Annotated in this window: 26 protein-coding genes; 13 read left to right on the top strand and 13 right to left on the bottom strand. The window is 35.1% G+C overall.

Annotated features, from left to right (window positions below):
• Positions 1-82 precede the first annotated feature (82 nt).
• The 4 genes from ACFRAE_RS13135 to ACFRAE_RS13120 all read right to left on the bottom strand — a co-directional run bounded on the left by ACFRAE_RS13135 (position 83) and on the right by ACFRAE_RS13120 (position 5,556).
• Complete coding sequence (locus tag ACFRAE_RS13135; RefSeq protein ID WP_422797621.1) at positions 83-1,369, bottom strand: anthranilate synthase component I family protein; 1,287 nt, start codon at positions 1,367-1,369, stop codon at positions 83-85.
• A 6-nt stretch (positions 1,370-1,375) separates the two neighbouring features.
• Entirely contained in the window at positions 1,376-2,647 is a 1,272-nt protein-coding gene (locus tag ACFRAE_RS13130) for an adenylosuccinate synthase (protein WP_422797620.1), read from the bottom strand.
• Between the two features lie 128 nt (positions 2,648-2,775).
• The gene (locus ACFRAE_RS13125) at positions 2,776-3,270 is read right to left on the bottom strand and encodes a Fur family transcriptional regulator (protein ID WP_422797619.1); all 495 of its coding nucleotides are present in this window, start codon (positions 3,268-3,270) and stop codon (positions 2,776-2,778) included.
• A gap of 81 nt (positions 3,271-3,351) precedes the next feature.
• Positions 3,352-5,556, bottom strand: a complete 2,205-nt coding sequence (locus ACFRAE_RS13120) for a RelA/SpoT family protein (RefSeq protein WP_422797650.1) — start codon at positions 5,554-5,556, stop codon at positions 3,352-3,354.
• 142 nt (positions 5,557-5,698) lie between these two features.
• Here ACFRAE_RS13120 and ACFRAE_RS13115 point away from each other — a divergent pair, with 142 nt between their 5' ends.
• From ACFRAE_RS13115 to bshB1, 3 genes are read left to right on the top strand one after another with little or no spacing between them, the layout of a single operon-like run.
• Complete coding sequence (locus ACFRAE_RS13115) at positions 5,699-6,340, top strand: DUF4294 domain-containing protein (protein ID WP_422797618.1); 642 nt, start codon at positions 5,699-5,701, stop codon at positions 6,338-6,340.
• Between the two features lie 14 nt (positions 6,341-6,354).
• Positions 6,355-6,843 (top strand): glutathione peroxidase, encoded by a 489-nt coding sequence (locus ACFRAE_RS13110; RefSeq protein ID WP_422797617.1) that lies wholly within the window; start codon positions 6,355-6,357, stop codon positions 6,841-6,843.
• 48 nt (positions 6,844-6,891) lie between these two features.
• Positions 6,892-7,611 carry a bacillithiol biosynthesis deacetylase BshB1 gene (bshB1, locus tag ACFRAE_RS13105; protein ID WP_422797649.1) on the top strand — a complete coding sequence of 240 codons (720 nt, stop codon included), beginning with the start codon at positions 6,892-6,894 and terminating at the stop codon, positions 7,609-7,611.
• A gap of 36 nt (positions 7,612-7,647) precedes the next feature.
• Here bshB1 and ACFRAE_RS13100 read toward each other — a convergent pair whose 3' ends face one another.
• On the bottom strand, positions 7,648-8,532 hold the full coding sequence (locus tag ACFRAE_RS13100) for a bestrophin family protein (protein ID WP_422797616.1): 885 nt from the start codon (positions 8,530-8,532) through the stop codon (positions 7,648-7,650).
• 48 nt (positions 8,533-8,580) lie between these two features.
• On the opposite strand from ACFRAE_RS13100, the gene ACFRAE_RS13095 reads away from it, so the two are divergent.
• Positions 8,581-9,432 (top strand): glycoside hydrolase family 25 protein, encoded by an 852-nt coding sequence (locus ACFRAE_RS13095; protein WP_422797615.1) that lies wholly within the window; start codon positions 8,581-8,583, stop codon positions 9,430-9,432.
• A 13-nt stretch (positions 9,433-9,445) separates the two neighbouring features.
• Positions 9,446-9,745, top strand: a complete 300-nt coding sequence (gene trxA, locus ACFRAE_RS13090) for a thioredoxin (protein WP_422797614.1) — start codon at positions 9,446-9,448, stop codon at positions 9,743-9,745.
• A gap of 29 nt (positions 9,746-9,774) precedes the next feature.
• On the opposite strand, the gene ACFRAE_RS13085 is transcribed toward trxA, so the two are convergent.
• Positions 9,775-11,094 carry a hemolysin family protein gene (locus ACFRAE_RS13085; protein WP_422797613.1) on the bottom strand — a complete coding sequence of 440 codons (1,320 nt, stop codon included), beginning with the start codon at positions 11,092-11,094 and terminating at the stop codon, positions 9,775-9,777.
• A 223-nt stretch (positions 11,095-11,317) separates the two neighbouring features.
• Between ACFRAE_RS13085 and ACFRAE_RS13080 the strand changes: the two genes are divergently transcribed.
• From ACFRAE_RS13080 to ACFRAE_RS13070, 3 genes are all read left to right on the top strand, one after another.
• Positions 11,318-12,433, top strand: coding sequence for a phosphotransferase enzyme family protein (locus ACFRAE_RS13080; protein WP_422797612.1), 1,116 nt, complete (start codon positions 11,318-11,320; stop codon positions 12,431-12,433).
• Position 12,434: 1 nt separating this feature from the next.
• Entirely contained in the window at positions 12,435-13,073 is a 639-nt protein-coding gene (locus ACFRAE_RS13075; RefSeq protein WP_422797611.1) for a carbohydrate-binding family 9-like protein, read from the top strand.
• A gap of 87 nt (positions 13,074-13,160) precedes the next feature.
• The gene (locus tag ACFRAE_RS13070) at positions 13,161-13,925 is read left to right on the top strand and encodes a DUF3050 domain-containing protein (protein WP_422797610.1); all 765 of its coding nucleotides are present in this window, start codon (positions 13,161-13,163) and stop codon (positions 13,923-13,925) included.
• 69 nt (positions 13,926-13,994) lie between these two features.
• On the opposite strand, the gene ACFRAE_RS13065 is transcribed toward ACFRAE_RS13070, so the two are convergent.
• A complete protein-coding gene (locus tag ACFRAE_RS13065) occupies positions 13,995-14,555 on the bottom strand; it encodes an NADPH-dependent FMN reductase (protein WP_422797648.1) in 561 nt (186 codons plus the stop codon).
• A gap of 90 nt (positions 14,556-14,645) precedes the next feature.
• Here ACFRAE_RS13065 and ACFRAE_RS13060 point away from each other — a divergent pair, with 90 nt between their 5' ends.
• From ACFRAE_RS13060 to ACFRAE_RS13050, 3 genes are all read left to right on the top strand, one after another.
• Positions 14,646-17,084 (top strand): ligase-associated DNA damage response DEXH box helicase, encoded by a 2,439-nt coding sequence (locus ACFRAE_RS13060; RefSeq protein WP_422797609.1) that lies wholly within the window; start codon positions 14,646-14,648, stop codon positions 17,082-17,084.
• On the top strand, positions 17,077-17,727 hold the full coding sequence (gene pdeM / locus ACFRAE_RS13055; protein WP_422797608.1) for a ligase-associated DNA damage response endonuclease PdeM: 651 nt from the start codon (positions 17,077-17,079) through the stop codon (positions 17,725-17,727). Before ACFRAE_RS13060 ends, pdeM begins: the two co-directional genes overlap by 8 nt.
• Before the next feature lie 203 nt (positions 17,728-17,930).
• A complete protein-coding gene (locus ACFRAE_RS13050; protein WP_422797607.1) occupies positions 17,931-19,217 on the top strand; it encodes a sugar porter family MFS transporter in 1,287 nt (428 codons plus the stop codon).
• Between the two features lie 16 nt (positions 19,218-19,233).
• Here the strand turns inward: ACFRAE_RS13050 and ACFRAE_RS13045 are convergent, their stop codons facing one another.
• The 6 genes from ACFRAE_RS13045 to ACFRAE_RS13020 form a co-directional block, all read right to left on the bottom strand.
• Positions 19,234-19,752 (bottom strand): DinB family protein, encoded by a 519-nt coding sequence (locus ACFRAE_RS13045; protein WP_422797606.1) that lies wholly within the window; start codon positions 19,750-19,752, stop codon positions 19,234-19,236.
• A 4-nt stretch (positions 19,753-19,756) separates the two neighbouring features.
• Positions 19,757-20,095: a hypothetical protein gene (locus tag ACFRAE_RS13040; protein WP_422797605.1), complete on the bottom strand. Its 339-nt coding sequence runs from the start codon at positions 20,093-20,095 to the stop codon at positions 19,757-19,759.
• Positions 20,096-20,318: 223 nt separating this feature from the next.
• Positions 20,319-20,987, bottom strand: a complete 669-nt coding sequence (locus ACFRAE_RS13035; RefSeq protein ID WP_422797604.1) for a L,D-transpeptidase family protein — start codon at positions 20,985-20,987, stop codon at positions 20,319-20,321.
• A gap of 29 nt (positions 20,988-21,016) precedes the next feature.
• Positions 21,017-21,589, bottom strand: coding sequence for a pentapeptide repeat-containing protein (locus tag ACFRAE_RS13030; RefSeq protein ID WP_422797603.1), 573 nt, complete (start codon positions 21,587-21,589; stop codon positions 21,017-21,019).
• A gap of 17 nt (positions 21,590-21,606) precedes the next feature.
• Entirely contained in the window at positions 21,607-22,170 is a 564-nt protein-coding gene (locus ACFRAE_RS13025; protein ID WP_422797602.1) for a Crp/Fnr family transcriptional regulator, read from the bottom strand.
• Positions 22,171-22,219: 49 nt separating this feature from the next.
• Entirely contained in the window at positions 22,220-23,920 is a 1,701-nt protein-coding gene (locus ACFRAE_RS13020) for an RluA family pseudouridine synthase (RefSeq protein ID WP_422797601.1), read from the bottom strand.
• Between the two features lie 134 nt (positions 23,921-24,054).
• Here ACFRAE_RS13020 and ACFRAE_RS13015 point away from each other — a divergent pair, with 134 nt between their 5' ends.
• Positions 24,055-25,023: an aldo/keto reductase gene (locus tag ACFRAE_RS13015; RefSeq protein WP_422797600.1), complete on the top strand. Its 969-nt coding sequence runs from the start codon at positions 24,055-24,057 to the stop codon at positions 25,021-25,023.
• An 11-nt stretch (positions 25,024-25,034) separates the two neighbouring features.
• Positions 25,035-25,505 carry a Dps family protein gene (locus ACFRAE_RS13010; protein WP_422797599.1) on the top strand — a complete coding sequence of 157 codons (471 nt, stop codon included), beginning with the start codon at positions 25,035-25,037 and terminating at the stop codon, positions 25,503-25,505.
• The last annotated feature ends 105 nt before the right edge of the window (positions 25,506-25,610 follow it).

The raw sequence follows: 25,610 nt of genomic DNA, 5'->3' as shown, positions 1-25,610 counted from the left end.
ATGCTGACAAAAATAGTAAAATGTTAATGATTAAGTGATTTTATTGAAAAAATAATTAGAAAAAATTCAAAAAGGTGGGAAATTACTTAATTGTTTGGTTTAAAGCCTTTAAGATTGCACTGGCTTTGGTTAAGCATTCTTCATATTCGGCTTCTGCATTTGCATCAATGGTTATTGCACCGCCAGTATGGAATGAAAGATAGTTTTTATGTTGATTGTACAAGATAGTTCTTATGACCACGTTGAAATCAAAATCACCATTCGCATCGAAATAACCAATACTACCGGAGTAAATGCCACGTCTCGATTTTTCAAGTTGATCACAAATTTTCATGGCAGATAATTTAGGTGCGCCTGTCATAGAACCTGCTGGAAATGTATTCTTTATCGCTTGAATATCAGAGATATGTTGGTCTTTAATACAAGTTATAGTTGATATTAATTGATGCACTTGTTTGAAGCTGTATAATCCTAATTTTTCAGTTACTTGAACGGTACCAGGGACAGCACTTCGGGTTAAATCATTTCGCACTAAATCCACGATCATGACGTTTTCAGCAATTTCTTTCGGATTAGATTTAAGCTTGTCCTTTAGCTGTTGATCTTCCTCAGGAGAACGTCCCCTTGGGGCAGTTCCTTTAATCGGTTGTGAAATTAGCGTATTACCGCGTTTTGCGAGAAACCTTTCGGGTGAAGCACTGATGATGTAATGTTTATTGATTTTAAAAAAACTAGCAAATGGAGTAGGGGAAAGTGTGTTGAGTTTTAAAAATAATTGCTCAGGATGTGCAATATGGGCATTATCGTCAAAAAATTCTTGACACAAATTTGCTTCATAGATATCTCCACGCTGAATATGCTGAATCATAGAATGGAAAGCTTCCATATATTCTTCCTTTTGCATCTTAGGTTGAATATGAATTTGAAAATTTTCGCTATCCGCTATTTCTGCGGTTTGAATAATATTATTGAATAAAATTTGAGGGTCCTCTTCGCAAGAAATTTCGATGGAATTACCATAAAATACGATGCTAATTTGAGGAATAAAAAAATAGGCGTCCGGAAATTCCAATACATTTTGTTCTTTGGAATTTAATGTTTCGAGCTCATTTTTAAGTTCATAACTAAAAAATCCCGGCATAAAGCTTCCTTTATGTCGGGATTTAAAATCTTCAAGTGCGGCGAATGCTTGACCAGCTTGAGCTGAAAATTCATCTTTCGCACCAATAGCCAACAGGCTATGTATCGTGGAATATTGGTCTTGAAAACCATTGGAATGAAACAAACAAACATGTTGATAGCTTTTAGACCATTGCAGGCATTTGGCTAAAAATTGCTTCGTATTCGTTTCAAAAATGGCTTTGGCCATATTCTCTTATAATGCAATTGTTTGCGTACGATCTGGACCTACAGAAAGATACTTAATCGGCACATTTAACTCTTGCTCTAAAAACGAAATATAATTCGCTAAAGCTTGAGGAATTTCATCTTGGCTACGAATACCTGTTAAATCCTGATTCCATCCTTCAATTTCTTTTAAGACAGGTTCAGGTTTATTGGTAATAATCTCATACGGCATGTAATCGATAGTTTCACCAAGGTAATTATAATGTGTACACGCGTAAATTTTATCAAAAGTATCCAAAACATCAGCTTTCATCATAATTAATTCAGTAACGCCATTAATCATGATTGCATACTTTAATGCCGGAAGATCAATCCAACCTGTACGGCGAGCACGTCCAGTAGTAGCACCAAATTCATGGCCTAATTGACGTAGTTTCTCTCCAACTTCATTGTCTAATTCCGTAGGGAAAGGTCCTCCACCTACACGGGTAGCATATGCTTTGAAAATACCATATACTTGACCAATTTTATTAGGAGCAATACCTAATCCAGTACAAGCCCCAGCGGTAGTTGTATTGGATGAAGTAACAAATGGATAAGAACCGAAATCTACATCCAATAAAGTTCCTTGTGCACCTTCAGCCAGAACACGTTTTCCTTCTTTTAAATATTGATTGACTAAATGTTCAGAATCAACATGTGGAATAGTTTTTAAGAATTCGATTGCTGCTAAGAAAGCTTCTTCTTTTTCTGCAAAATCAGGGATTTCTCCGTAATGCGAAAGCATGGAGATGTGTTTTTGCTTCAGTTTCTCGTAGCGTTCTTGAAAATCAGAAAGGGTAGTATCGCCCACACGAAGGCCATTTCTTCCTGTTTTGTCCATATAGGTAGGGCCAATACCTTTTAAGGTAGAGCCAATTTTACCAGCACCCATATTTGATTCAGAGGCCGCATCTAATAATTGATGCGTTGGTAGAATTAAGTGTGCTTTACGTGCTAAAACTAACTTACCTTTTCCTACTGGATCAAATCCTGCAGCTTTTAAGTTGTCTAATTCTCTTTTTAGGATGATCGGGTCTATCACAACACCATTCCCAATAAGGTTCAATGTGTCTTCATTAAAAATTCCTGAAGGAATCGTGTTTAAGACAAATTTCTTGTTGTCAAATTCCAGAGTGTGTCCAGCATTCGGCCCACCTTGGAAGCGAGCTATTAAATCATATTTTGGACAGAATACATCTACGATTTTTCCTTTACCTTCATCACCCCATTGCAAACCCAGAAGCACATCAACTTGCATAGTATTTATTGAATTATGTGTGTTTAATTAATTATTTCTTATTAACGAATAAAAAAAGCAATTCGGAAAAAGTGTTATAGTATGACTTTTTCCGAACAAAGGTATATAATATTTTGACGAATGTTAATTTAATTTGAAATTAGTGCTTCCTTGGAAACATGGTCTTGAGGGACTTTGCTTTTTCTGCAATCCGCACAAATTCCATATAGATTTAAAGAGTGGTGTTTTATGTCAAAATTTAATAAATCACCGATCATGGATTGAATTTGATGAATGCGAGGATCGCAAAACTCAACAACTTTGTTGCATTCAATACAAATTACGTGATCATGTTGCTTATAACCGTATGACTTTTCAAACTGTGCCATATTTCTACCAAATTGGTGTTTGGTCACCAAATCACAAGAAACTAAGAGTTCTAATGTATTATAAACGGTAGCACGGCTTACACGGTATTTTTTGTTTTTCATGTGGATGTATAAAGATTCCACATCAAAATGGTCTGAACGTGAGTATATTTCTTCCAATATCGCATAACGTTCTGGAGTTTTTCTTAGATTTTTGTTTTCGAGATATGCTTCAAAAATCTTTTTAACAGTTTCGTAATTTTCGCCCTGTCTCATTTGATTTCAACTTTTTAAAAGATTCAAATTTAGCAAATAACTATGGTATTCGCTAGTATTTATGTTGATAGCGTGTAATAATTAGTTCTCGGATTCATAGCGAGTAACCCCCGTAATTCCGTTGATATTTTTCAAGTGCTTGATGAGGCTATCCAATTGATCAGTATCATTCACAAATACCATGATATCACCTTCAAATATTCCTTCATTACTCGATATCGATAAAGACCGAATATTGACATGAAATTCTTGAGAAATAACGGTTGTAATTTTATTGACTAGGCCAACGTCATCAATTCCAACGATGCGAAGCCCGGTTAAAAAGGCTAAAGTATTATGTAAGGAAGCCCATTTGGCTTTTAGGATTCTATAGCCGTAGTTTGCCATTAATTTGGAAGCATTCGGACAACTGGTACGGTGTATTTTGATGCCGTCATTTACCGTCAAGAAACCAAAGATGTCATCGCCTGGAATGGGATTGCAACAAGGGGCAAGGGTATAATCGACTTTTTGGAAATCATCACCAATTAGAATCGTATCATCTTTTTTATTGATTTTTTCTACTAAACCAGAAATATGGGATTGAAATTGATTTTGACTGCTGTCCTCGGAACGCTCATTAGCAACAAATTCACGTAAGTTTCGGATGTCAATAGTTCCTTTCGCCACATTGTAAAAAAGCTCTTGGGAGGAAGGAAACTTGAAATAATTCGAAATTTTGTTAATGTTTTCAGTATTGTACGTGATTTTTAAAGACTTTAGTTTACGCTCTAATATTTCTTTTCCATCTTCCGCTACTCGTCTTTTTTCTTCTTTTAACGAGGATTTTATTTTTGATTTCGCTTTAGCCGTTACGACAAAACTCAACCAATCTTCCTTAGGCGATTGTTTACTAGAGGTGATGATTTCGACTTGATCACCATTTTGTAATTCATGACTTAAAGGAACTAGTTTGTGGTTTACTTTTGCTCCAATACAGGTAGCCCCAATATCGGTATGTATTTCAAATGCGAAATCCAGGGCTGTTGCCCCATTCGGTAATTGCACCAAGGTTCCTTTTGGTGTAAAAATGAAGATTTCATCAGAGAATAAATTCATTTTGAAATCATCAATGAAATCCAAGGCATTAGGTTCTGGATTATTTAAGATATCCCTAACCTTTTGAATCCATTGATCCAATCCATTATCCGAATTGGATTCTTTATACTTCCAGTGTGCAGCAAATCCCTTTTCTGCAATTTCATTCATCCGGCGGGTTCTAATTTGAACTTCTACCCATTGGCCTTTAGGTCCCATAACCGTGGTGTGTAAGGATTCGTAACCATTTGCTTTTGGGGATGAAATCCAATCGCGCAACCGATCAGGGTTTGGTCTATAGAGATCAGTAACTATGGAATACACTTTCCAACATTCTGTTTTTTCTTTTTCATCTTCGGAATCGATGATGATTCGAATAGCAAATAAATCATAGACTTCCTCGAAAGGGATTGATTTCTTGCGCATTTTATTCCAAATGGAATGTATGGATTTTGGTCTTCCAAATATGGAGGCATGAATGCCTTCTTCCGCTAATATTTCATTTACAGGACTGATAAAGTCTGCAATAAAACGTTCCCGTTCGGCTTTCTTTTCATTTAACTTTTTAGCGATAAACTTATAGGTGTCCGGATCCGTGAATTTCATGGATAGGTCTTCCAATTCAGATTTAATCGCGTACAAGCCAAGTCGATGCGCTAATGGTGCGTAAAGGTAGCTGGTCTCCGAAGCAATTTTCAATTGTTTATGGCGTGCCATAAACTCCATGGTTCGCATGTTGTGTAAGCGATCGGCAAGTTTGATTAGAATTACACGGACATCATCAGCTAAAGTGAGTAACATCTTGCGGAAATTTTCCGCTTGCATGGAACTATTTGGGTCAAAAATTCCTGAAATTTTTGTTAAGCCATCAATGATGCGAACAACCTTTTTTCCGAATTGTTCTTCAATATCTTGTAGGGTGATGCTTGTGTCTTCAACGACATCATGCAATAAGGCACAGACAATGGAAGTTGTTCCTAAACCAATTTCTTCGGCTGCAATTTGAGCAACAGCAATAGGATGGTAGATGTAAGGTTCGCCCGATTTGCGGCGCATATCTTTATGACTTTCTAGCGCTAAGTCAAAAGCCATTCTTATCTGCTGTTTATCCCCCTTTTGCAAGGTAGGTTTACAAGCTCTAAGTAATGCACGATATCTTTTACGGATTTCTTTATTTTCAGCCTCAATATCAATCACATATTCTTCCATAAAACTTCCTGATAATGACAATGTATTTAAAATTATTTCCTATTTTTATAGGGTAAATAATCTATATTTTTAGTACTTTTATTAAAATATAAATATACAGATAAATTTTAATTATTAACGCTAAGGACATAATAAATTGACGATGTGTGCGTGTAAAAAAGGCTTGTTTTTCCTACTGTTTGTTCTCTTTGTTTTCCCTATAAAAAGTGAGGGTCAAGCATTGACTAAACCGCAGTATGGGGAAGGAAAGGCGGAAGTTGTAACGCATTATGCCACGACCACATTAGATAATGGAGAAGTAGTGCCTTGGTTTCCCATTGAAGAGATCGTCATCAGAGCGGTAAGAAGATTTAAATCAGAAGAAGAGCGGCAAACCTACCTGCGCTTAAAGCGGAATGTGATACGGGTATTGCCCTATGCGATATATGCTCAAAGGCGTTATGATCAATTGGATCGAGATTTAGCTTTGGCCAGTTCAAGGCGAGAAGAGAAACGGTTGATTAAAGAATGTGAACGAGAGATTAAAGATAAAATAACTTCAGAGGTAAAAAATCTGAGTATATCGCAAGGCAAAATATTGATTAAACTGATTGAACGACAAACTGGAAGTACCAGTTTTGAATTGGTTAAAGACTTAAAAGGAAACATATCGGCTTTTGTTTTTCAAGGTGTGGCGAAAATATTCGGTCATGATTTGAAAAGTACCTATGATCCCCAAGAAGAATTCGAAATAGAAAATATCATACGCGAATATGAGCGTGTTAGACCCGTTGCAAACCCTTAATATTTATTTTTTTTATGGATATGACTGTTTATGATTATTCAGCTTTGGAATTTAATGGGCAAAAAAAATCATTGAAAGATTTCGAAGGAAAGGTATTACTTATTGTAAATACAGCTAGTCAATGCTTTTTTAAGAAACAGTTTAAAACTTTGGAGATCTTATATAAAAAATATAAAGATCAGGGATTTGAAATTCTAGCTTTCCCGTCCAATGATTTTAAAGAACAAGAACCTTTAACGGGTTCAAACTTAGAAACTTATTGTAGAATAGGTCAACAGGTGAGTTTTCCAGTTTTTAAACGTATTCATGTGATCGGTGAGTACCAGGATCCGCTGTATAGGTATCTGTCTGATATTAAACTCAATGGTCAGGTTGATTCAAATCCAATGTGGAATTTTCATAAATATTTAGTCAATAGAAAAGGGGAGGTGGTTGATTATTATTATTCTTTGACAAGTCCTTTGTCAAAGAAAATCCACAAACGTATAGAAGAACTGCTATAGGTAGGTGTTTAGCCATGTAAATTTGTACTTTTGAAAAAAGAGAAACAAATGAAGTTAGATTTATTAGTTATGACCGTTCATCCAGATGATGCTGAATTAGGTGCTGGAGGAGTGATTGCGAAGTATGTGGCAGAAGGAAAGAAAGTTGGAATAATAGATTTGACACAAGGAGAGCTAGGTACCCGAGGGACTCTAGAAACTCGTCATATCGAAGCTCAACATGCGGCTGCTATATTGGGTGTAGCAATGCGCGATAATCTTAAACTTCGGGATGGTTTTTTTCGAAACGATGAAGAAAGTCAATTGACGATAATTCGAGCGATTAGAAAATATCAACCTGAAATAGTCATTACAAACGCCTTGGATGATCGACATCCAGATCATGGTAGAGCAAGTCATTTGGTAAATGATGCTTTATTTTTAGCAGGACTAAGAAGAATTTCGACTCAGCTTGATGAGGTAGAGCAGGAAGCATTCCGCCCCAGACTACAGTTGCAATTAATTCAGGATAAATTTATTGAACCGGATGTGCTAATTGATATTACGGAATTTTGGGATATTAAAGAGCAGTCCATTCTAGCATATACGACACAATTTAATGTGTCTGATACGGATGAAGAACCTAATACGTATATCTCTAATCCTGATTTTATGCAATCTACTAAGGCGCGAGCACAGGAGTTTGGTAGATCCATCCAGGTTAAGTATGCAGAAGGATTTACTTGTAGAAAATTGTTGGGCGTTAAAGACCTGTTTTCCTTATATTAATCCAAGCATATTTTCTAATTAGACGGCTGATTCTGCTTAAGCATGCAGAATTTCATTGCAATGTTTTTTAATATTTGAAGTTATTTTTTCAATTGGTAGATCATCAGAATCAGTACCGAAAGGATCTTCGATTGATTCACCAATCATTTCTAATGCTGCCAATACGTAGAAAATAAAAGGCACAGCTGCAATGACAAAGTAACCCATAGAAAACACGTATCCAATGGGTAAAGTTGCTGTATAGGCTATGATAAACGTTTTAATGAAAGCACTATATCCTAAAGGGATAGGTGTATTCTTAATCCGTTCGCAAGCTCCAGTAATTTCAGTCAATGTTGTAATTTCTTTATTGATGATGAGAAATTGTTCAGGGAGCAATTTTCCCTGCATATATAAGAGGTTTGTCTTTTTAAATATTAAAGAGGCTACTTGATTGGGGCCATGTTTTTTTTCATCTAAATCTTTAAGTTCAGGATGTTCAGCCTCATCCAACATAAACTTTGTATAATCGGAACGAAGGTAATTAAACAAAGTTTCGGAAAACAAGGCAATGGACTTTCTATAAAAGCTCCGATTTACTTTATCCTCTATATCGAGGAAAGCATTCATTTTCATGGCAATAATTCTACTCGAATTGGTTAATGCTCCCCATTGTTTTCGAGCCTCCCACCAGCGGTCATATGCGGTATTGGTTCTAAACACTAACAGTAAGGATAATACAAATCCTAATAAACTGTGCACCAGGGTGATGTTCTTTAGCCAGCTTTTATCAGATAGTTTCAAGTATTCCAGTTCCAAAAAAGCTAAACCCCAAGATATAAATACAGAAACACATAAATATGGAAGTAGCCTTTTAAATACTTTAAAAGAATGCAGATATATGGTTTTACTTAACCAATCTTTAGGGTTGTAAACAATCATTGATAAAATGTTTTGTCAAAAAAGTTGAAATAGTTAATTTCACGCAATATGTCAAAAAACAACCATACAGGCAAGGGAAAAGTAAATCCTGATCAACAGATGAGGCATAAAATGTTGTTTTGGAGTATTTCGATTCCTTTGATTCTAGTCATATGCTTATTTGCTTGGCAACATCGTGCAGGGATATCTTATTTATTTCAAGAATGGTTTCATCAGGAAGAACTCCTTGATAAAGATCAAAGTAAATATGATGTAAGAAATATTGCCTTGATGAAGCGTCATAATGATCATTTATACGGGATTGATGTGTCACAATATCAAGGATCAATAAATTGGGAAGAGGTGATTTTTATCAATAATGAATTTCCTGTTGATTTCATCTTTGTCCGCGCAACAATGGGAGAGGATGGGATAGACAAGAAGTTTTCACAGAATTGGAAGGCTATAAAGCAGAAAAATAAATTGCGGGGGGCATATCATTATTTTAGGCCGAATGAGAATTCGGTAAAACAAGCTAAGAATTTTATTAAAAAGGTAGCTTTAGATCCGGGGGATTTACCGCCTGTATTGGATATCGAGGAAATGCCTAGGAATCAATCCATGGATAGTCTGAAAATTGGTCTAAAGCGATGGTTGGACCTTGTAGAAAAACATTATGAGGTAAAGCCTGTTTTATATTCTGGGGATAAATATTTTGCAGATTTTCTAGAGGAAGAATTTGAAGATTATACTTTGTGGATTGCAAATTATAATTTTTGGGTAGAACGTCCTAAAAAACATTGGAATATTTGGCAGTTTTCAGAAAAGGGAACCGTCAATGGTATCAAAGGTCCAGTGGATTTAAATATGTTTGTCGGAAATATGGAAGAATTAGAAGAACTTTGTATTCCATATAATTAATAAATTAAGATTTATGTCAACATTTAACAAGCTAATTCAAAGTAATAATATTGTATTAATTGATTTCACTGCCTCATGGTGTGGTCCATGCCAAGTGCTAGCGCCAATACTGAAAGAGGTAAAGGATGAGTTGGGGGATTCGCTTAAGGTCCTTAAAATTGATGTCGATAAAAATCAATTGATTGCAACGAAATTTCAGGTTCAAGGTGTGCCTACCTTAATTTTATATAAAGAGGGTAAACAAGTTTGGAGGCAAAGTGGCCTCCAAAGTAAACAAGATTTGTTGAAAATTATAAGAAGCCATACGGATTAACAATTGGTTAATCCATATGACTTGTGCTTTTAATCTATATTATCAGGTTCGTCATCGGAGTCTTTAAGCGTATTTAAAATGATCTTGTCGATACGGTGACCATCCATATCCAATACTTCAAACTCTAAATTTTTATACGTAACACGATCGCCTTCTACCGGAATATGGTCTAACAGCAAAAACACTAAACCTGCTACCGTACTTAAATTTCCAATTTCATCCTCATCCTCTTCAGAAAGCGATAGGTTAAACAATTCGATAAAATCTTGGAGTTGATAACTTCCGTCTATAACGAAAGAACCATCTTCACGTTTACGAATAGTTTTCTTTTCTTCATTTTCTGCGGAATCAAAACCACCAACTAAGGAAGCTACAATATCCGTAACGGTAATTATACCTTGAGGGCTACCATATTCATCTACAATAACGGCTTGGGTAACTTTAGAAGATTTTAAAGTTTGCAATACATTATAGGCATAAGTGTTTTCGTTTACGTACGGTATTGGCTTTATTAATTTGGTAAGATCTGGTTCTTTATTGGTAAGGTATTCTCTAAATAAGGTTTTAACATGTACAAGACCAATAACATGATCGAAATTACCATTACATACAGGATATTCTGTATGCTCGTCTTTCATGATGATTTTCTTAATATGTTCAAAAGGTTTCTGAATATCTAAATAGGTAATCTTTCCACGATGAACCATTAAATTAATTGCTTTTTTATCGCCCAAACTTAATACACGATCTACTAAATCATGTTCAAAATGTTCAATAACCCCACTGTCTACGCCTTCGTCTACTAAAGCTTTAATTTCCTCTTCAGTCACACTATTTGCATTGGATTTGATTTGAAATAGTTTTACAATGAAATCGGTAGATATACTTAATAACCAAACAAACGGTTTTACAATCTTACTTAATACGGACATAGGTACCGCGATTAATGACGCATACTTTTCAGGAATAGCCATCCCAATACGTTTAGGAACAAGTTCACCAACCACTAATGATAAATAGGTGATAATTAATACGACTAATACTACCGAGATTTGCTCGCTATAAGGTGCAATGACCGAAATGGATTTTAGTTGTTCGGCTATAAATAAGGAAATAGAACCACCGGAAAAAAAACCTGTTAGAATACCTATTAAAGTAATTCCGATTTGGACAGTGGATAGGAAATTGTTTGGATTTTCTTTTAGTAGCAGTGCAGTTCTTGCCCCTTTGTTGTTTTCACTAGCTGCACTTAGCCTAGCTTTCCGGCTGGAAACAATAGCAATTTCAGAAGCAGACAAAATTCCATTAAGGATTATTAATAGTAAAATAATAATTATTTCGGTGACCATATATATATTATCGCGATAGAATTCACAAAATACGCATTTTTCTATAGATTATTTTAAAAAATCTACTTTTTAAATTGGAAATGTTTTTTATTAAATCAGTTAAGCATGGCAAAAAAATAAATATTTTTAATGCAACCGTTTGATTGAAAAAAATATTTTAATTATTGATTGCTTATATAGATATTGCATTTACTTACATATAATTATGAATGAAAACTAAGTGATGTCAACCAAAGAAACTGAAAATAGCATAAACTCTGCAAAACAATTTAATTTAGAAGGTGAAGTATTAAGTACTAGTCCATTTGGATCTGGGCATATTAATGACACCTATAAAATTACTACGAGCTCGAATACGAATAATATCTATTTATTGCAACGAATCAATCACCATATATTTCAAGATGTTGAGGGTTTGATGAATAATATTGAAGTTGTATGTAACCATTTAAAAGCTAAACTCGCTCATTTAGGGGAGGAAGAGGTTCTTAAAAGAACCATGACTTTAATACCTACTAAAACTGGAAAAAACTATTACGAAGACGCAAATGGTGATTTCTGGCGGGTATTTATATTGATTCCTGATACGAGAAGTTACGATATTCTGGAGACAACGGAACAAGCCTATTCCGGAGGAATGGCTTTTGGTCAATTTCAAAAGCAATTGAGTGATTTAGATCCGAAGAAAATCGTGGAGGTATTACCCAACTTTCATAATATCGATTTTCGAATGAATAATCTACGTTCGGCAATTGCTAGCAATCCGGTAGGGCGATTGGATGAAATTCAAGACCTCTTGGACTATATTTTTGAACGGGAAGAAAAAATGAGAACAATATTAAATTTAGGATTGTCTGGGGCATTACCATTACGGATTACCCATAACGATACAAAATTTAATAATGTACTTTTGGATAAAAACGATCAAGTTCAATGTGTTATTGATTTAGATACGGTGATGCCAGGCTATGTGGCTTATGATTTTGGAGATGCAATTCGTACCATTATTAATTCTGCTGCGGAAGATGAAGAAGATGTATCCAAAATCGTATTGAATATTCCATTGTTTAGATCGTTTACGGAAGGGTATTTATCGGAGGCAAAAGATTTCTTAACAGATACCGAGATAAATACTTTAATATATGCGGTTCATCTATTGCCGTATATGCAGGCTGTACGGTTTTTAACCGATTACATCAATGGAGACACCTATTATAAGATAGCTTATGCCACCCATAATTTAGTTCGTACGAAAGCGCAATTAAAATTAGTAGCGGAATTAGAAAAACATCAAAATGAATTGGTAGCAATTCTTTCAGAAAGTTTGATCGATAATTAACATGAAAAGGCTTGAAATTGATTTTTTGGATTTACCTTATTCGGAAAGTACTTATTCCGAATTAGCAACTGAATTGGCAGGTTTGCCTTGGAATACATTGGAGTTTGCAAATTGGTCACGAGCGTATCCTTCGGAAACTCAAGCTAATTTTCAGATTGCCTACCAGGGTTCACACCTCTTTATTCATTATCAGGTCCAAGAACAATATATTAAAGCCAATTATATCCGCCCCAATGAAAATGTTTGGGAAGATAGCTGCGTGGAATTTTTTCTGTCATTGGATGCTGGAAAAACCTATTATAACTTCGAATTTAATGTGTTAGGTACGGGTTTAATTGGATTTGGCCCTAGTTTGAAAAGTGATCGACAAAGGCTAAAGGATAGTGAAATTCAATCGGTAGATACCTACACTGTAGTAAAAAACATACAAGGTAAAAAGGAATGGCGAATCATTTTGGCCATTCCTTTAAGCCTTTTTGGCAAAGAGGGCCATCAATTAAATGGTAAAATAGTTCACGCTAACTTCTATAAATGTGGAGATAAACTTCCAAATCCGCATTTTTTATCGTGGAATGAAGTGTTGAGTGAAACGCCTAACTTTCATCTCCCAGAATATTTTGGAGAAATCCAATTTAAATAGGGTTCTCTTTCAGTTTTTAGGTCTTAAAAATGAATTTATAGCTGAAATATATTTTCTTTAATTGACATATACGCAGTATTTTTGCGAATGAACTATTTTGAAGAATTAGAGAATTATATTTCCGAAGAAAAAAAGCTCCTTTTAAATCATCCCTTATATCAAAGAATACAACACATAGACGATCTTAAAAAATTTACAGAGGGTCATGTTTATGCTGTATGGGATTTTATGTCTTTATTAAAGGCTTTACAAATAGAGCTTACCTGTGTGCAAGTGCCATGGTATGCTACTGCGAATCCTAAAACCAGGTATTTGATTAATGAGATTGTGCTAGCAGAGGAATCTGATGAATTCATAGATGGTAATCGAATGAGTCATTTTGAAATGTATCAGATTGCTATGAACCAAATTCATGCAAATACGGATCAAATCGATAGTTTCTTGAACTTATGCCAGCATGAATCGGATATATTTCATGCGATACAACTTAGTGAACTTGATTTACGAATTAAAGATTTTCTAAAGTTTACTTTTGAGATTATTCGGACTAAGGAGCTGCATAAAATTGCCGCTGTATTTACCTTTGGGCGCGAGGATTTGATACCAAAGATGTTCACCTCTATTCTAACTGAAATCCAGAAGAATTTCCCTGATGCTGCTTTAAAATCACTAATCTATTATTTTCAACGACATATTGAGTTGGACGCAGATGAACATGGACCATTAGCAAAATTAATGATTGAGGATTTAGCACAACAGGATGTAGAGAAATGGGCAGATATGAAGCAAGTTGCTAAAGAGGCTTTGCAAAAAAGAATGCTATTGTGGGATGCAATTGCAGATAGCCTTTAGGCTTTTTCCGTTTGAATAACTGAATTAATTCTCGATGGTGTATTTGATTGAATTCAGCATCGAGAATATTTATTTTTGAAACCTTTCCATCCATTCGCTAAAAGATATTATAAATTGATTTAAAAATTTATCTGTATCCTCATTTATCATTTTTCCCGCTTTATCAAATAATTTGGATGCATTACCGATATAAGCTTCAGGCTGAGCAAGGCAAGGCATATTGAGAAAAACCAGTGATTGCCGGAGGTGATGGTTAGCACCAAATCCGCCTATTGCTCCAATAGAAGATGAAATGATGGCTGCTGGTTTTAAATCCCATACGGATTTCCCATAAGGTCTAGATCCTACATCCAAGGCATTTTTCAATACCGCAGGTATTGATCGGTTATATTCCGGAGTCACAAACAATATGGCATCCAAGGATAATATGCTTTTACGAAAATCCAGATAGGCTTCTGGAGTTTTTTCTTTATCTAAATCTTCATTGTAGAAAGGTAAATTATCAATTTTAATTTCTTTAAAATCAAGTCCTTCCGTTGCCAGTTCCATAATGTGTTTTGCGATTTTACGATTATAAGATTCTTTTCTTAAGGATCCTATCAATATTCCTATTTTTTTAACACGCATAATAATTTGTTTTAATTGGTAACAATTGAGGTTAATAATTGTTATTTATAAATAGGAATTTGGCTTTGTAAAATGGAATATCAACCTGCATAAATGGAGAATGAATTTGCGTCAGTATGGTTTTTTAACCAAGGATGGAAGCCCCATTCCTTTCAAACAGAAAGTTGGAAAGCTATAGCTAAAGGGAAGTCTGGTATATTAAATGCTCCAACAGGCTATGGGAAAACTTTTGCCATTTGGTTTGGAGTTATAGCTCATTATTATACTCATAGGAAAATAGAAACGACTGTGTCGAAGAAGAAAAATCTTCATTGTCTATGGATTACCCCATTGCGAGCACTATCGAAAGAAATAGGGAAAGCAACACGGCAGGTTTCAGAAGATTTAGATTTGGATTATGAAGTCGAACTGAGGACTGGAGATACATCCATTAGTCATCGTCAGAAACAACGAAAAAACCCGCCAAATGCATTAATTACCACTCCAGAAAGTGTTCATTTGATATTGGCTAGTAAATCAGGTCAGGATTATTTTAAGCACCTTGAATTTATTGTGGTTGATGAGTGGCATGAATTAATAGGGTCTAAAAGAGGCGTGTTAATTGAATTGGCTTTAAGCCGGTTAAAGGCAATTAATCCATCATTAAAAATATGGGGTATTTCCGCTACCATTGGAAATCTAGAAGAAGCAAAGGAAATTCTTTTGGGAACAAAACAACCGGGTGTATTAATTCAAGCCAATATCAATAAACGAATAGCTATACAAACGGTATTTCCAGATACGTTAGAGAAATTTCCATGGGCAGGACATTTAGGTATTCGATTATTAGACAAAGTTATTCCAATAATAAATCAGTACCAAACGACCCTGATTTTTACCAATACTCGATCGCAAGCCGAAATATGGTATCAACAAATTATTATGAATTATCCTGAATTTGCAGGCTTGCTGGCTATTCATCACGGTTCTTTAAGCGATGAAGTTCGATTCTGGGTGGAAGAAGCATTGCATGAAGGGAAGCTAAAGGCTGTAGTTTGCACCAGTAGTTTAGATTTGGGCGTAGACTTTAGGCCTGTCGATTGTGTCATTCAAATTGGTTCGCCTAAAGGTATTGCACGGTTTCTACAAAGGGCAGGGAGGTCTGGACATCGACCTGATGCCACTTCTAAGATTTATTATGTACCAACCAACTCATTAGAGATTATTGAAGGAGATTCATTAAAATTTGCCGTGAGTAATAAAATAGTGGAAAGTCGAATACCGTACATTCGATCTTTTGATGTATTACTGCAATATTTAATGACATTGGCTGTAGGAGACGGTTTCGACGCAGATCAGATTTTTCAAGAAGTAATCCATACGCATTGTTTCTCATCAATTAGTCCAGAGGAATTTGATCAATGTATGGCATTATTAATTCATGGAGGCTCCAGTTTGTCAGCATACGATGATTTTCACCGTTTGGTCAAGATAGATGGAAAATATAAAGTTACTTCTAGAAAATTAGCGATGCGGCATCGTTTATCTATCGGTGCGATAGTATCTGATCTCATGATGCGGGTTAAACTGTTTTCAGGAAAATATTTAGGTTCGATTGAGGAATCCTTCATCTCAAAGCTTAACGTAGGCGATGTATTTTGGTTTTCAGGCAGGCAATTGGAACTGGTTCAAGTTATTGTTAATGATGTCATCGTTAAATACACCGAAAAGAAAAAAGGCGTTGTACCATCCTGGATGGGCGGACGTTTTTCGATCTCTCCAGATTTAGGGATTGCCATTCGGCATAGCTTTCAAAATATTCACAAGCTTACCAATATTTCCGATGAAATAAAGTTTTTGAAACCATTATTTGCAGAACAGCAGCGTCTATCCGCGCTACCATATGAATCCGAATTATTAGTGGAGTATTTAGAAACAAAATACGGATATCATTTATTCTTTTATCCCTTTGAAGGTAAATTAGTCCATGAGGGAATGGCGCAGGTAATCGCTTATAGGTTAGGATTAATTAAATCTGCGACCTTTAGTATTGCAAGCAATGAATATGGGGTCGAATTGCTATCCGATGTAAAATATGATTTAACCCAAGAAATGTTACAGCAGATTTTTTCATCCAAAGGCTTACACGAAGCAATTAATTCCGGAATAAATGTTCAAGAAATGGCAAGACGTCGATTTCGGGATATTGCAGGAATAGCTGGATTGATTTTTCAAGGATTTCCTGGCAAGCAAATGAAGGGTAAACATCTACAGGCTAATGCGAGTTTGTTTTTTTCTGTGTTTTCCGATTATGATCCTGGCAATTTATTACTTCGACAATCCTATGATGAAGTTTTCGATTTTCAACTTGATGAAGGAAGAATGCAACGTGCTTTTGAGCGCATTGCTGATCATCAAATTATTTTGAGTAAACCAGAACGATTAACCCCTTTTTCATTTCCTATATTTGCGGAGTCGTTTAGAGAACGATATAGTAATGAAGATTGGCAAAGTCGTTTAGAAAAATTAAAATCTCAGCTCTTAGATGGCTAAACGTATAGAATTAAATGGATTGGAGTGTTTTCTACTTCCTCAAAAGGCGATGTATGTTTCTAAATATGAGTTGTTAGTCATATCCGATTGGCATTTAGGTAAATTGAAACATTTTAGAAATGCGGGCTTTTTTGTTCCATCCCCAGATATTTCTTTAGAAATAGATGAACTTCGGTTGTTAATTTCTGATTTACCAATTCGAGAAATTATTTTTTTGGGCGATTTGTTTCATTCGGAATGGAATACCGATTGGGAGTATTTTAAAACATTTATTAATTCTGTAGCTCAGCAAATCAAATTCACCTTGACTAAGGGAAATCATGATGTATTAGATAAAAAGCATTTTAATAAGCTGCCTATCGCGATACGTTCGGAATATATCCTCAGCGAAGGATTAGTCTTTTCTCACGAACCCATTGTAGGTTTACCGACGTATATGTTGAATATTGTGGGGCATATTCATCCTGGTTATTTAGTCGGATTTAAGGGGAGGCAAAACTTTCGACTACCTTGCTTTTACATTCAAGATCATTTACTCATCCTTCCTGCCTTTGGAAAATTTACAGGTCTCCATATGATGAAGAAACAGGAAGATAGCACGATTTATGCAATTATACATGATGAGGTCATTGAGATCAAATAATCCTTTTCTTCAAAAACACTGTTCTCAAATTTCTTCAAAAAATTCATTTTTTCCATAATTAATTCTATATTTAGCTCAGCTAAAACGCAAAAGCTTACATTATAAAACCTAACCGCCATTACAACAGTTTAATTTTATAGATTTATTATTATCGATATTTCTACAGACTTTATCTGCTACACTGTGCGTTTGAAAATTATCATATGAATAAGATTTGGACCTATGTCATCATTGCCTCCTTAGGAGGATTTTTATTTGGATTTGAAACTGCTGTTATTTCTGGAGCAGAAAAGATCATTCAAGAACTTTGGAATTTAAACTCTTTTTGGCATGGGTTTACAGTATCTATATCTTTGATAGGTACCATTTTTGGGGCTATATTCGCAGCAAAGCCTTCCGAAAAATATGGCCGTAAGCGAGTATTGCAATGGGTTGCTGTTTTGTATTTACTTTCTGCTGTAGGCTGTGGTCTATCCTTTAATTGGCCGATGTTCTTAATATTTCGATTAATAGGTGGTATTTCCGTCGGCGTAAGTTCTGTTGTGGGGCCATTATACATCTCTGAAATTGCACCAGCAAGTACCAGAGGAAGAATGACTGGTATGTTTCAAATTATGATCGTAGGAGGTATTTTTATTGCATTTTTGACTAACTACTTATTTGCAGGCATTGGAGAGCATGCTTGGAGGTATATGTTAGGTATTATGGCTATACCATCTATTGCATTTATTGTGCTTTTAAAAATTATTCCCCATTCTCCTAGATGGTTAATGTTAAAAGGCCGCAAAGAAGAGGCAAAAGCTGTTTTCGAATTATTAGGTCAAGCTAATGCGCAGCCCGTCGAGCAATCTCAAGAAGAAAAAAAAGAACAACCTTTGTTTCAAAAACAATATATGAAACCCATTCTATTTGCGGTTTTATTAGCCTTGTTTAATCAATTGACAGGCATTAATGCCATACTATACTATGCTCCACGAATATTTGAAATGGCTGGTTTTAATGAGGAATTAGCCTTTTTACAACCAATATTTATTGGAGGAACGAATATGGTATTTACATTAATCGGTATGTCAATCATTGATAAATTTGGTCGGAAAAAATTGTTGTTAAGTGGGGCAGTAGGTATGTTCATATTCCTACTATTAGTCGCTCTTGGATTAAAATCTGGAAATACAACCTATTTATTATATTATATTCTTGGTTTTATAGGTTCTTTTGCACTGTCTCAAGGAGCGGTGATTTGGGTATTTATTTCCGAGATTTTTCCTAATGCTGTTCGCGCTAAAGGAACATCCTTAGGCAGCACGACGCATTGGGTAATGGCTACGATTATTTCATGGGTTTTCCCAGTAGTGGTGGAAAATTTCAGTTCCGGAGGTTATTATATATTTCTATTTTATTCGATCATGGTTGTTTTTTCGTTTTTCTTCATCATCGCCATGCCTGAGACTAAAGGAAAATCATTGGAAGACATACAAAATAATTTATAGCATAAGGTATAAATAGTTAAATCGAAGGTTTAGAATTTTTTAATATGCTTAAGGTAACGAGTAGTTGGCCAAAATGCCTTTGGGCATGTTCTGCAGCATGAAACAATAATCCTATTAACGTGCTTGGAATTCTTTGTCGACCTAAATAGCGAACTTCGGTAATTTCACTTTCTTTAATGGTTTTAAGTTGTTGAATGGCACTGTTAATTTGATTATGTAGCGCTGTTTTTAGAAAGTAACTGTCTATATGCTCATGGAAAATAGATTCATTTTTTAGGTAATCAAATTGATCCTCATTGAGAGACTCGTTTCTTGCATAAGTAAACATTCTATCCGTAACTCCGATGATATGCCTCACGTGGAAAGCTATAGAAGCCATACCAAAGGGTTTTTCCCAGAGCATATCATCTAGATCAGCACTTAAATGATATTCAATATCTTCTTGAACCTGTAATAAAGCATGCGCTGTAGGTTGAAGAAAAGGGGATATGTCGGGAATTTGGCCCCGCATCCATACTTCTAATTCATTTTTCATAAGCTTAAGATTGTACTGCGGATTTTCCACCAAAAGTAACCAATACCATTCCAACGATAATGATAAAGGAACCTAAGATTTGATTTAGGGATAATGATTCTTTAAACCATAAGGCCATGGCAAGTTGCACTGACAAGAAAGTTCCTCCAGAACATAATGCAATCACTATGGGTTGAGGAACAGATTTAAATAATTGCAATAAAAACCAACTAGCTCCTATTAAAATTGCATTTCCCAGTAGTAATCCTAGCCATTGGTATTTGGGTTGTATGCCAGCACTTTTAAAAATGATGCTAGAGGCTATTTGACAAATCCAAAACGATATAAAGTATATGATATGCATATTGCGCTATTTTATAAATATGTTAATTTCTGATGAATACTCTTTCTGTAAATTCTCTGTAATCATTTGAAAACTTTTTAAACCTAGTTTTCATAAAGTAGCCTAGTGAACTGGTTTAAAAAATCGGTTAAAGGCCACTTTGATCAATTTTATAGGAAAATTTCATTTTGCTGTATGATTGTTTTTTACTTGATCTAAAATCTAAATTATCGTACATGGCCAATTAATGATGGAAATGATATTTCCCATCCAAATATTGAATGGATAATTTCTTTTTTGTATCCATGAACTGCTGATAACCTTCTTGTAAATTTTTCCAAAATGGAATTATTTCTTGATATGGGTTGCCCGAATATTTACTGAGGTATTCGGTACTCATTGGAAAAGGAAAACTATAGACAGGAATATTTATTTGTCCATTATCTTTTGCTAGCGATGCAAAAATATAAATTTCCTCCATGGCAGTATCACCTACAGGAATACAACCAACAGATTCATTTCCGCCATGTATATATATTGAAGATCCTGTATACTGATGGCTTTGATCAAATGCATTCGGATAATTTAAACGTAGGGATAGGTGATATTTGCTATCGGGATTAAACACATCGATCTCATAAAAACCTTCTGGAACTTGTTTATCCCCTTCTTGACGTTTTGGTCCTAAACGGCCACTCCGTTTGGTCAGTTCAAACGTACTTATTTTCTTAAAGGTATCCGCATCCCGATGACTTCCATAAAGTTCCAAAACCTGTAAATCTTTATACACAACCATTAAAATGTGAAGCTGTTCTCTGTCAATTTCATGCATAGCCAATTTATGGTTAACACAATCTATCCATCGGTTCTTGATCGCAAGGATCTTGTTGGCAATGTTTTTATGAGCAGTCATGCAAGATCGAAAATGATTCTTTATAAACTTTAGTTTTTTATTTTCAATTTATATTTTTCCAAAAGCCCTGGCAATCCTTCCAAAGAAAATATAGCTCCCTTTACTTTATTATGATCTAAGTCTATGTAGAATTCCTGGGCAGTGTATAAATCGGCAGCTTGTAAATTTGTGTTGAAAAAGTTTGATCCCGTTAATAAACAATCTACAAACTTAGATTTGCTAAAATCAGCATTTTCAAAATCTACATGGCAGATTCTGCAATGTGTAAAAGTAGTTTTACTTAATTTACAGCCGTAAAATGAACTGTCATTTAAGGTGCATTCTTCAAAAGATAAGCTTAGGTTAAAAGCGTTGCATTCACTAAAATTTACGCCTAATAATTTAGTCGAGACAAAATGTGCTTTTTCTAAGGTTGTGTTTTTTAAGAGAGCCATGCTTAAATTGCAGTCTACAAATTGGCAATGAATAAACTTGATATTGCTTAAATCAATTCCCGAAAAATTGCAAGCAATAAATTCACATTTTTCGTATTCCGATACAAGGTCGTTTCTATCGATAACTATACCTTGAAATCGCTTATTTTCTACGTAAGATATATTCAATTTTTGATAATATTAAGTTAAATCTCTTTCCTTATTCGACTGAGGGAAGTATCCGTAATGCCCAAATAGGATGCGATATATTTCAGTGGTGCTTGCTGCAGTACTTGAGGCTTTTCTTCCATTAATTTTAAGTACCTATTCTTTGCAGACTCAGTAATCATTTCGGTTGCGCGTTTTTTACTCAAATAAAGTTCAAATGCCATCCAAGCGCGGCCCCATTCTCGCATTGCGGGTATTTTATGAAATAATTCTTGAAAATCGGTGTATGAAATTTTCCATAACTGACAATCGGTGATGCACTGAATATATTCTTGAGTTGGTATTCGTTGAAATATGGAAGCAACTTCGATCACCACTTCTTGCGTACCAGCAAATGAGGTTGTGATTTCATTTCCTTCATAGTCATATAAATAAGTCCTGACTAAGCCATCTTCAAGAATATAATAATCATTAGCCACTTGACCTTTTTTTAATAAATAACTTCCTTTAGGAACGGTCATTTTTTTATGTGCAGCAAACAACAATTCAAAATCAGCTGATTGGAACAAAGGGTGTTGATAGGCATAACGGAGAGTATCCATAGGACTTAGCGTTTATATTTGATCGAATATACCTATTCAATCAAATAAATTAAAATGGATCAGGTAAATGAAATCTGATTATTTCCTTTAAGCTGGGGTGTATAAATGCAATATATCCAGCGTGTAAATGTAACCTATCGGATTTCTTTCCGTATAAATCGTCACCTAAAATAGCTGTATTTAGACCTAAACTATGCGCGGAATGTACACGTAATTGATGCGTTCGTCCCGTTAATGGGTAAAAGTGTACCCGTGTTTTATTATTTTCTATAGCAACAACCTTAAATTTAGTTTTTGCTGGTTTACCATATTCCTGACAAACCACCTGCCGAGGTCGATCATCTAAGTCTACGCGTAAAGGAAGGTCTATTATTCCTTCTGTCTCTTTAAGGCACCCATCTAATAAGGCCGTATAACGTTTTTCTACCGTATGATTAATAAATTGTTCTTGAATAAATTGATGCGCATATTTATTCTTTGCCAAGACTAAAATCCCTGATGTAGACATGTCCAATCGATGAATAATCATTGGACTATTCAATTCAGGAAAGCGTGCTTCCATTCGAACTTGCACACTGTCTTGAACGTTTATACCAGGAACAGATAAAAATTCCACCGGCTTATTGATTACAATAATGTCTTCATCCTCATGCAATATTTCTAGTTCTATTTCTTGACTAGGGCCAACAAGCATTGGATTTGCTTCAACTTTTAATCCTTGCAACATGTGGTTCAAAATAGGTTCACACTTACCTCGACATGCAGGATAAAAATATCCATGTTTTCTTACTTCTGAACTTGGGGATGCTCCCCACCAAAATTCAGCCATGCATATTGGTTTTAATTGATGCTTATAAGCATATTGCAATAATTTAGGGGCAGCACATTCTCCTGCACCAGCAGGGGGAATAATTCCTCCTGAATTATTAAATATGGCTAATAATGGCTTTGTCTCTGAATTGGCATTAAAAAAATGATACTGATCAAATAAGTATTGTTGCAATTCATTGGACATAACTTTCCGCCTTTCCTTTAAGTCGGTAAGTTGATTTAATTGTTGTTGATAGACTTGTGAAACCTCTTGAAATCTTTCATTAGCAGTCATTTTTGCAACATCATATTCATGTTGGTCTCGGTAACTTTGTTTAATTAAGTCTTCGATTAGCACTTGGTAATCAACCTCATTTAGGCGTTCTTTTTCTTGGGTTCTTATCCGTTTTCTTTCCTGCTTGTTGTATTTATGTTGAATCCTCAATGCAGATAAAGATTGTTGCATCTCCATTTGCATTTCATCCATTTGATTTTTGGATGCAATAAGCGTGGTATTCGTACTGATTTGCGCTATTTCTTTATTTAATGCATTGATTTTATTTTCCTCCTTTAAGAAGTAACCTTGGGGATCCAACATGTCAAAAATTGCTGGCACAAAATACGAATGCTGGTTAGAACCAGCTAATTTCCCGGAGGAAGCTGCTAAGTATCCCAAATTATGATCCTCATCTGAAACTACTAAAACCCCAAACATTTTGCCAATAACTAATCCTTTCTGATCCTTTTTTAATCCAAAATTATGCTCGAAATCCTGCTGATTTTCCAAATAATGCTGCAATTCCTTTACAGCGAGTAAGCTTAATGGATGAGGTTCGTAGCAAAACGGAAAGGTAAACTGTTCTGGGATTGTTATCTTAGATATATCATGCTTGAAGGCATGAAAGTGGGGCGGATTTTTGAATAAACTATTGTTTGTCATGAGCTTTGCAAAATTAACATTCCTAGTTGAAATGCCATTGCTAAAAATCAATATTTTATGACAAGAATATGCTATTCTATTAAACCTTTGGCAAAATTATTTGTTAACTTGTATAGCGTAAAATGGAATAAAATATGGATAATAAACGTGTATTAGGACATTCTGAACTTGCTGTTGTTCCTATTATTTTTGGAGGAAATGTATTGGGCTGGACCTTAGATGAAAATCAATCTTTTCAAATTTTAGATCAATTTATTGATTTAGGTTTTAATGCCATTGATACAGCAAATAATTACTCACATTGGGTACCTGGCCATATTGGTGGCGAATCTGAGACCATTATCGGAAAATGGCTCCAAAAGACGAATAAACGTGATCAAATTATTTTGGCTACGAAAGTTGGAGGCCGTTTTGATTATCAAAGTAAACCCAATGTTCGAGCATCTTATCTATTAGAACAAGTAGAGCATTCATTAAAGCGCCTGCAAACAGATTATATCGATCTCTATCAAACCCATTATGACGATGAAGAAACGCCCATAGATGAAACCCTAAAGGCTTATGAGCAACTGATTCAACAAGGGAAGGTAAGATACATTGGCGCTTCTAATATTGGAAAGGAGCGATTGCAAGAGAGTTTGACGATTGCCAACGCGCAGCAACTACCAAAATACAGCTCCCTTCAACCTGAATATAATCTCTTTGATCGAGCTCATTATGAAACGCAGTATCTAGCGATTGCACAAGAAAACCAATTGGGGGTTATTCCTTATTATGCTTTAGCAAGTGGTTTTTTAACAGGTAAATATAAATCTGAAGCGGATTTTAAACAGTATACACGTGGAAGTGGTATTGAAAAACGTTATTGGAATGATCGTGGTAGACGAATTATCATTGCCTTAGAAGAAGTCGCAGCAGGGTACCACACGTCAGCTTCTGCTATTGCTTTAGCTTGGTTATTAGCACAGCCTACTATTACGGCTCCCATTGCTAGTGCTACGAAAGAATCCCATTTGGCAGCATTTGTTGCCGCCTTGCAAGTCAGGTTAGGGGAGGATGCATTGGGTAAATTGAATGAAGCAAGTCAATACGATTACAATTAAAGAATATACATATGAAAATTAACATTGGAATTAAAGAGAATGATACAGCCGCAGTTGCTGCTATTCTAAATAAATTGTTAGCAGATGAGCACGTGTTGTATATGAAGATTAGAAATGCGCATTGGAATATAGAAGGGCCTGATTTTCACGCGCAGCATTTATTTTTTGAAAGTTTATATAATGAAATCGCAGAAGTAATAGATGAAATCGCTGAACGTACTCGTGCGATTGGTCATTATGCCGTAGGCAGCTTAAAGCAGTATTTGGAGTTAACGCAACTCACTGAAATGAAGTATACCAAAAATGATAGTCTTGGATATATTAAAGAGTTATTGGGAGATTATGAAAGCATTATTATAAGCCTCAGAGAACAAATTAAATTAGTTGAAGAACATAACGATGCAGGAACAGAAGACTTCTTAGTTGGAATCATAGAAAAACATGAGAAAACGGCTTGGATGTTAAGATCTCATCTAAAATAGTATGAAACTATGAAACTTAAAGCTCCTAAACGGAGCTTTTTTTGTTTTTTAATACTATTTCTAAAATTTATGGATTAGAATAGGTTTTTTGTCGCATTATATTCA

The sequence above is a fragment of the Sphingobacterium sp. HJSM2_6 genome (assembly GCF_049316305.1).
GTDB lineage: Bacteria > Bacteroidota > Bacteroidia > Sphingobacteriales > Sphingobacteriaceae > Sphingobacterium.
The sequence above is the reverse complement of the archived record's forward strand: the minus strand, read 5'-3'. Positions and strand labels throughout refer to the sequence as shown.

Bases quoted from the DNA above. Each gene is read 5' to 3' on its own strand.
- ACFRAE_RS13120 (WP_422797650.1), bottom strand. From the start codon at position 5,556: ATGGAAGAATATGTGATTGATATTGAGGCTGAAAATAAAGAAATCCGT.
- ACFRAE_RS13130 (WP_422797620.1), bottom strand. From the start codon at position 2,647: ATGCAAGTTGATGTGCTTCTGGGTTTGCAATGGGGTGATGAAGGTAAA.
- ACFRAE_RS13135 (WP_422797621.1), bottom strand. From the start codon at position 1,369: ATGGCCAAAGCCATTTTTGAAACGAATACGAAGCAATTTTTAGCCAAA.
- ACFRAE_RS13100 (WP_422797616.1), bottom strand. From the start codon at position 8,532: ATGATTGTTTACAACCCTAAAGATTGGTTAAGTAAAACCATATATCTG.
- ACFRAE_RS13095 (WP_422797615.1), top strand. From the start codon at position 8,581: ATGTCAAAAAACAACCATACAGGCAAGGGAAAAGTAAATCCTGATCAA.
- ACFRAE_RS13085 (WP_422797613.1), bottom strand. From the start codon at position 11,094: ATGGTCACCGAAATAATTATTATTTTACTATTAATAATCCTTAATGGA.
- ACFRAE_RS13075 (WP_422797611.1), top strand. From the start codon at position 12,435: ATGAAAAGGCTTGAAATTGATTTTTTGGATTTACCTTATTCGGAAAGT.
- ACFRAE_RS13045 (WP_422797606.1), bottom strand. From the start codon at position 19,752: ATGAAAAATGAATTAGAAGTATGGATGCGGGGCCAAATTCCCGACATA.
- trxA (WP_422797614.1), top strand. From the start codon at position 9,446: ATGTCAACATTTAACAAGCTAATTCAAAGTAATAATATTGTATTAATT.
- ACFRAE_RS13035 (WP_422797604.1), bottom strand. From the start codon at position 20,987: ATGACTGCTCATAAAAACATTGCCAACAAGATCCTTGCGATCAAGAAC.
- pdeM (WP_422797608.1), top strand. From the start codon at position 17,077: ATGGCTAAACGTATAGAATTAAATGGATTGGAGTGTTTTCTACTTCCT.
- ACFRAE_RS13050 (WP_422797607.1), top strand. From the start codon at position 17,931: ATGAATAAGATTTGGACCTATGTCATCATTGCCTCCTTAGGAGGATTT.
- ACFRAE_RS13110 (WP_422797617.1), top strand. From the start codon at position 6,355: ATGGATATGACTGTTTATGATTATTCAGCTTTGGAATTTAATGGGCAA.
- ACFRAE_RS13125 (WP_422797619.1), bottom strand. From the start codon at position 3,270: ATGAGACAGGGCGAAAATTACGAAACTGTTAAAAAGATTTTTGAAGCA.
- ACFRAE_RS13025 (WP_422797602.1), bottom strand. From the start codon at position 22,170: ATGGATACTCTCCGTTATGCCTATCAACACCCTTTGTTCCAATCAGCT.
- bshB1 (WP_422797649.1), top strand. From the start codon at position 6,892: ATGAAGTTAGATTTATTAGTTATGACCGTTCATCCAGATGATGCTGAA.
- ACFRAE_RS13060 (WP_422797609.1), top strand. From the start codon at position 14,646: ATGGAGAATGAATTTGCGTCAGTATGGTTTTTTAACCAAGGATGGAAG.
- ACFRAE_RS13010 (WP_422797599.1), top strand. From the start codon at position 25,035: ATGAAAATTAACATTGGAATTAAAGAGAATGATACAGCCGCAGTTGCT.
- ACFRAE_RS13020 (WP_422797601.1), bottom strand. From the start codon at position 23,920: ATGACAAACAATAGTTTATTCAAAAATCCGCCCCACTTTCATGCCTTC.
- ACFRAE_RS13115 (WP_422797618.1), top strand. From the start codon at position 5,699: ATGTGTGCGTGTAAAAAAGGCTTGTTTTTCCTACTGTTTGTTCTCTTT.
- ACFRAE_RS13070 (WP_422797610.1), top strand. From the start codon at position 13,161: ATGAACTATTTTGAAGAATTAGAGAATTATATTTCCGAAGAAAAAAAG.
- ACFRAE_RS13080 (WP_422797612.1), top strand. From the start codon at position 11,318: ATGTCAACCAAAGAAACTGAAAATAGCATAAACTCTGCAAAACAATTT.
- ACFRAE_RS13015 (WP_422797600.1), top strand. From the start codon at position 24,055: ATGGATAATAAACGTGTATTAGGACATTCTGAACTTGCTGTTGTTCCT.
- ACFRAE_RS13040 (WP_422797605.1), bottom strand. From the start codon at position 20,095: ATGCATATCATATACTTTATATCGTTTTGGATTTGTCAAATAGCCTCT.